This is a genomic window from Luteibacter sp., assembly GCF_035539195.1.
GTDB lineage: Bacteria > Pseudomonadota > Gammaproteobacteria > Xanthomonadales > Rhodanobacteraceae > Luteibacter.
On sequence record NZ_DATLIW010000022.1, the window covers coordinates 1 to 6,570 of the forward strand.

General features: G+C 66.4%; 4 protein-coding genes. 2 read left to right on the forward strand and 2 right to left on the reverse strand.

Translation table 11 applies throughout. The features are described from left to right. Nucleotides 1-670: 670 nt before the first annotated feature. Both VM621_RS06565 and VM621_RS06570 read right to left on the reverse strand, forming a co-directional pair. Nucleotides 671-1,054, reverse strand: a complete 384-nt coding sequence (locus VM621_RS06565; RefSeq protein ID WP_325468168.1) for a hypothetical protein — start codon at nucleotides 1,052-1,054, stop codon at nucleotides 671-673. A 164-nt stretch (nucleotides 1,055-1,218) separates the two neighbouring features. Continuing rightward, nucleotides 1,219-2,394 (reverse strand): acetyl-CoA C-acyltransferase, encoded by a 1,176-nt coding sequence (locus VM621_RS06570; RefSeq protein ID WP_325468169.1) that lies wholly within the window; start codon nucleotides 2,392-2,394, stop codon nucleotides 1,219-1,221. A 212-nt stretch (nucleotides 2,395-2,606) separates the two neighbouring features. Between VM621_RS06570 and VM621_RS06575 the strand changes: the two genes are divergently transcribed. Then, entirely contained in the window at nucleotides 2,607-5,417 is a 2,811-nt protein-coding gene (locus tag VM621_RS06575; RefSeq protein WP_325468170.1) for a S8 family serine peptidase, read from the forward strand. Nucleotides 5,418-5,986: 569 nt separating this feature from the next. Next, complete coding sequence (locus tag VM621_RS06580; RefSeq protein ID WP_325468171.1) at nucleotides 5,987-6,229, forward strand: hypothetical protein; 243 nt, start codon at nucleotides 5,987-5,989, stop codon at nucleotides 6,227-6,229. Nucleotides 6,230-6,570: the final 341 nt, after the last annotated feature.

Genomic DNA, 6,570 nt, shown 5'->3' on the forward strand with positions numbered 1-6,570 from the left:
CGCAGAGCCTTCGGTGCCCACCCTCGCTGCTCAGACAGGTCCTCCGCGTTCGGTGCGGAAGGCCGCTTCGCGGCGTGTCTTATATGGCCTACGGCCGCTCACTTGTGCGGAACTCGCCTCGAGGGTGGGCACCGAAGACTCCCCCGGACCGTGAGGCTCGCGTGGGTCGAGCCAAAGCCGCCACGGCATCGCCGGTAAGCACGCCGACACAAGCGCGACGAAGGTGTTGGGCAACCGGGTACCAGCAACCGCTTCCGCTTCGTCCGGGTGCTCCGGGCGCTGCCAGGGCCGACCACGCATCCCGCACCGGCTCTCCTTGCACTCAACCGTATCGTCGTGAGAGACCTTGGCGTCCACCCTCGAGGCGAGTTCCGCACAAGTGGAGCGGCCGTAGGCCAAATAGGTACATGGGCCGCGGTTAGCGGCCTTTCCTTCTCGAACGCGGAGGACCTGTCTGAGCAGCGAGGGTGGGCGCCAAGGTCTCCCCGCGAAGCGCCCAAGTGTACAAAGCGATGGCGCAGCCGAGCCCCGCGAGGCCGAAGGCGAGCCATGCGCGCGATGCGAACGAAGGCTGGCATGCCCAGCACCCGCCACCGGTAGTCCACGGTGAACCAAAAAAAACGGCCACCCGAAGGTGGCCGTTTCGTCTCTCAGAACAAGGCCGTAAGGCTTAGTTCTTCTTGTCGTCCTTCGCGTCTTTCGCGTTGGAAGCGGCGTCCTTCGCCTGGTCAGCCGACTTGTCGGCCTGATCGGCGGCGTTGGCAGCGGCGTCCTTCGCGGCCTCCGGCGTGCCGCCGGCGGTCGAAGCGGAAGCGGCGGCCTGGGCCTGGCCGGCAGCATCCTTGGCCTGGTCGGCGGACTGCTGAGCCTGGGTGGCGGCCTGCGTGGTCGCGGCGTTCTGCGACTGGTCCGCGGCCTGCTGTGCCTTGTCAGCCTGCTGCTGTGCATCTGCAGCCGACTTCTGGGCGTCCTGCGCGGAATCCGTCGCGCCGTTGCTGCAAGCTGCCAGAAGCGCGACGAGCGCAGAGGCGAGAAGGGTACGCGTCAAATTCATTGTGTTTCTCCTTAGCCGTGGAATGCCGTTAGGCGGGCGTATTAATAGCCTAGTTGTTATGACTTAGCTACAGATCGAAAGGGTGTGCTTCAGGGCGCATTAAAGCCCATGGACAGCGCGTGACGGTTATAAAAAACGCCCACCCGTTTTTATCGACGTCAGGTTCACACCAATTCGATGGCGATCGCCGTGGCCTCGCCGCCGCCGATGCAAAGGGCTGCGACACCCCTTTTTGCCCCACGGGCTGTCAACGCATTGAGAAGAGTCACTACGATGCGCGCACCGCTGGCGCCGATCGGGTGGCCCAGGGCACAGGCACCGCCGTTGACGTTGACCTTCTCATGCGGCACGCCGAGTTCGCGCATGACCGCCATCGGCACGACCGCGAACGCCTCGTTGATCTCGAAAAGATCCACGTCTTCGGCTTTCCAGCCGGCCTTGTCGAGAACTTTCGAAATGGCCCCCACCGGGGCGGTGGTGAACCACTCCGGTTCCTGCGAATGGGTGGCGTGCGCGACGATACGCGCCAGTGCGGTAATGCCGCGTGCCTTCGCATCGTCCGCGTCGAGCAGTACGAGGGCCGCGGCTCCGTCGGAGATGCTCGACGAGCTGGCTGCCGTAATCGTGCCGTTTTCCTTGCGGAAGGCAGCGCGGAGCGTCGGGATCTTCGCGGTATCGGAGCGACCCGGCTGTTCGTCTTCGGCAAAGTCCTGCGGACCCTTGCGTCCCTGGACGGTCACCGGGACGATTTCGTTGGCGAACGCATTGGCCTTCTGCGCCGCCTGCGCACGCTCCACCGATGCGATGGCGTACGCGTCCTGCTCTTCGCGCGTGAAGGTGTACTTGTCCGCGCACTTCTCGCCGAACACGCCCATGGACTGGCCGTCGTACGGATTGGTCAGGCCGTCCCAGGCCATGTGATCGACCAGCTGGCCGTCGCCATAACGGATGCCGGTACGCGCGTTGACCATGTGCGGTGCGTTGGTCATCGACTCCATGCCACCGGCGACGACCACTTTCGCCGAGCCGACCTTGATCAGGTCGTGCGCGAGCATCAGCGCTTTCATGCCGGAGCCGCAGACCTTGTTGATCGTCGTGCAGCCGGCCGAAACGGGCAGGCCGGCTTCGAGCGACGCCTGGCGCGCCGGCGCCTGGCCGAGGTTGGCGGGCAGCACGCAGCCCATGATCACCTCGCTCACGTCGGCAGGGGCGATACCCGACTGCTCGAGGGCGGCCTTGATGGCGATGGCACCGAGCTTCGGCGTGGGGACGCCGGTGAACTGGCCAAGGAAGGAACCGATGGCGGTGCGCTTGGCGCCCGCGATGACGATCTCAGACATGGGAACTCCGTGGGACTCACATGGCCGCCCGAGGGGGCGGAAAACCGGTCGAGTATCGCAGCGGGGGCCGGGCCGGGGCAATCTGCGCCGCCGCAACGGTGTGCGCCGCGGCACGCCTTTGGCCGGGGTGCTATGCGAATATCGGCACCAGGGCGCCGCCGGGGAGATCGGCCGCGGGACAGTGATGTCGAACTGAAGGGGTTCAACGAGAGATGGAAAGCAAGATTCCGCGCCAGCGCGACCTGGCGCTGGCCGTGTGCCTGAGCCTGGGACTGGCCGCCTGCGGTGGCGGGGGTGGTTCGCGGAGCGGCGGTGGTGGCGTGGTCGTCGCGCCGCCGGTCAAGCCGCCGGTGACCCCACCGCCCACGCAGCCGACCCAGCCCGATCCGCCGATCGACGCACAGCTTGCATTGACCGGCGCCAACGTGGCGCAGGCCGCCGGTTTTACCGGCAAGGGCATCGCGATCGGCATCGTCGACAGTGGCGTCACCGCGACGCACCCCGCGCTCGCCGGGCGGGTGACGGCCAACCTCACCTATGTCGATCCCAGCACCAACAACATGGGTGTCGACGATGTCGTCGGCCACGGCACCGCGGTGGCGCAGATCGCCGCCGGGCGTCCGTTCGGCCAGTTCGCCGGCGGTGTCGCTCCCGACGCGACCCTGATTTCGGCCCGCATCATCAACGACAAGGCGCCGACCGACGACGGCTCCGGCCAGGGTAACCAGGCGACCTCGTCCGATCCCCTGGGCAAGGTCAACAGCGACGTCGTGGCGGCTGGCGCGAAGGTACTGAACAACTCCTGGGGCGGTGTGTACTGGAGTGCTTCGGACACGGCCGCGACGCAGAGCTTCCAGTCGGCCTACCAGCCGTTCACGGCCAATCACCTGTTCGTCTTCGCCGCCGGTAACGACAGCCGTGCCGATCCTTCGGACGTCGCTGCCTTGCCGTCGCGCGCGGCGGGCGTCGAGCAGGGCTGGCTCGTCGTCGTCGCGCTGGACAGCAACAACCCGACGCAGATCGCCTCGTATTCGAATCGGTGCGGCATCGCGATGAACTACTGCCTGGCCGCGCCGGGCGCCGTGATCACCACGTCGGCCACCTCGACCGTCGCCAATACGTCGTATCAGGTATGGACCGGCACCTCGCTGGCCGCGCCGCAGGTGTCCGGTGCCGCCGCGGTCGTCATGCAGGCCTTCCCGACGCTGAGCGTGAACTCGGTGCGGCAGATCATCCTGGGTACGGCGGACGATCTGGGCGCGCCGGGGCCCGACGCGATCTACGGTTACGGGGCGCTGGACGTCGGTCGCGCCATCCGTGGCCCGGCGACGTTCGACTGGGGCGATTTCCAGGCGACGACGTCCGCAGGCCGGGACATGGCCTTCGTCAACGACATCAAGGGGGCGAGCGGCCTCGTCGTCAGCGGTAATGGCCGACTCACCCTTTCGGGCACCAATACCTATGCAGGCGGCACCACGGTCAACGATTCGGCCACGCTGGAGTCGTTGCGCGCGCTGCCCGGGAGTGCCTTCACCAACGGCACGGCGACCCTCATCGCCCACGGCGACATCGGTGGTGGCGTCCTCAACAACGCGCAGCTGGTGACACTGGACACGTCGACGCACGTGGGGGGCGACTTCCGCCAGGGCACGAACGGCCGGCTCTCGCAGAAACTGGGGGCGCCACTCATCGTCGGTGGTACCGCGTACCTCGCCGGCGATTTCTACGTGGCCGGGGCGGTTCCCGGATACACCGTGAGCTCGCATCAGCAGGTGGTCACGGCCAACGCGGTGTCCGGCACGTTCGCCACGCTGACCAAGGGCGCCGGCGTTTTCCTCAGTTCGACCCTGCAGTACCTGCCGAAGGAAGTGTGGCTCGACACGACCTCGCTCAGCGTCACCCAGGTGGCGACGACGAGCATGTCTCAATCGGTGGCGGCGGTGAGTTCGGCGCAGCGCCTCGACGGCGCCTTCGCCCAGATCACGGCGAGCCTGGCCAGCGGTTCGCCGACGGCCGCCGCGGTGGATGCGCGCACCTTGATCGCGGCCGGCAGCATCCAGCAATCGTCCACCCAACAGGTGGCGCAGGCATCGCTGGAATCGCTTTCGGGTCAGCTGTATGCGGCGAGCACGGCCGTGACCTTGGCGGGTATCGAAGCGGGCAACGATGCCCTGATCGATCATCTCGATGCGCGAGGCCCCACCGGCGCCTGGGCGCAGTCGCTGGGTTCGCAGGGCGGCCTCAGCCGGTCGGGTTTCGGCAACGTTGGCTTCAACATCGGCGGCCAACTGGTCGGCAACGACATCAGGCTCGGTAACAACGGCTTCGCCGGTGTCGCGGTCAGCCAGATGCGCAGCACCGGCCAGCTTTCCGGCAGCATGGATCGGCAGAGCAATCGCGCGACCGAAGGCATGTTGTATGCGGGTTTGCGTGGAGCCAACTGGTACGGCGTGGGTCGCTTCGGTTTCGGCAGCTTCCGCGGTGACACGCAGCGCCTTCTGCAGCTGGGCGATCAGGGCGCCTTCGCTGGCGCGGACAATACAGGCCACTACAACGTGGCCTATGGCGAATTCGGCTATCGCACGAACGTCGGCGCCTTCACTCTCACGCCGTACGCGAACGCGCAGTTTGCGAGCATCCGTCGCAACGGTTTCGAGGAAGCGGGCGGCGAAGGCTTCGGCCTCGCAGCCAATGGGCAAACCACCTCACGCTGGCAGGCGGGCTTCGGCCTGCGTGCGGGCAGCTCGTGGCTCACCTCATACGGCAAGCTTCGCATCGATGCGAAGCTCGGCTGGCAGAACGCATTCGCAACAAAGGGTGAAGTGTTTTCGGCCCGCTACAACGGCATCGCGCAGTGGGCTCCCGTCGAAGGTATCGGCTTGTCGCGTCGCGCCGGCACGGCGGGCTTCACGATGGGCTGGGATTTGAGCGAACGCTCAACGTTCGCGATGGATGTCGAGCAGCGCTTTGCCGATCGCGACCACTCGCATTCGGCATCGCTGAGTTATCGACTGGCCTGGTAAACGGCGCCGACGGCCTTGCTTACGGACAGGCTGTGTGTGGGAGCCGATTCATCGGCGACGCTTTCCCCACACACGCCTACAGACAACCCAATGTTGTTTTGCTACGGTCATCCCGTTGCCTGCGTTCGCGCTCGTCTTGCTGCGCAGGCAACCATCGCTTCACGCGGTGAGAAGCGCGGCCCGAGCGTGTTAGAGGCACCCCCGGACCGCTGGCCACAATCAACTACACAGGAGTCAATCGTGATTGCCACCGATCATACGGCACTCGCTCGCCCGCCGGTTCCCTCCGGCGACACCCTCAGTGGTTTCCGGGTCGTCCGCGGCCCCCGCAGACCCGACTGACGAAGCAAAGCGTCAGCTCATCCATGAGATGTTTCTCGGCCGTATAACCCGGCGCGTGCTTCTGCGCTCCGGCGAAGCGGGCTGACGCTCCACCTACGTCATCCATCACGCCACCCGGCGCCCCGCACAGGGGCCAGCCGTGAATCCGCGAGTCCGTGTGATCCGCGGCACGTCGCTCCGTGCGCGTGCCGCACCTAGACCAACGGCGCCGTCACCAAGGAGCACTCATGTCCGCTACCCATGTACATGGCACGGTTCGCCGTGCGCGCTATTACCCCGACCCCGATGCGTCGGCGCACGACCTTCTGAACGACGCAGCGGAATTTCTCCAGTACGCGCGGGGACTGACCGAACTACTCGCGGAACTCGTGCACGAGTCGGATGCGGTCGACTGCGGGCGCATGGCGCTCTCGCTCGATGCCGTGGCTGCGCACCGCTACGTATACGTCCGTCGCCCGGCGACCGAATAAACAGCGGCGCGCCTCGTGTGGGAGCCGGCTACGCCGGCGATGGGTCAGGCCACGAGCCACCGCCGCTGAAGCAACGCCCACTATGTCGGGAGCTCGGCAACGTCCGAAAGTCCTCAGCACGTCGCCTCCTTTGTGTTGGCAGTCGCCGCAGCAAGACACCGTATTTTCCGGCCTGGCATCGTCCTCGCCGAGAGTGAGCCACGTGCCCGTGGCAGCATCCGCGTTTTGGACGAAGCAGGAATGGGCATGATGCCTCGGTGGTCGCGTCTCGGAGCAGGCCTGGGAGGCCTTGGCGCGTTGGTGATCGCTCCGTATCTGGCCGGCGTGTGCATCCTGGTGGT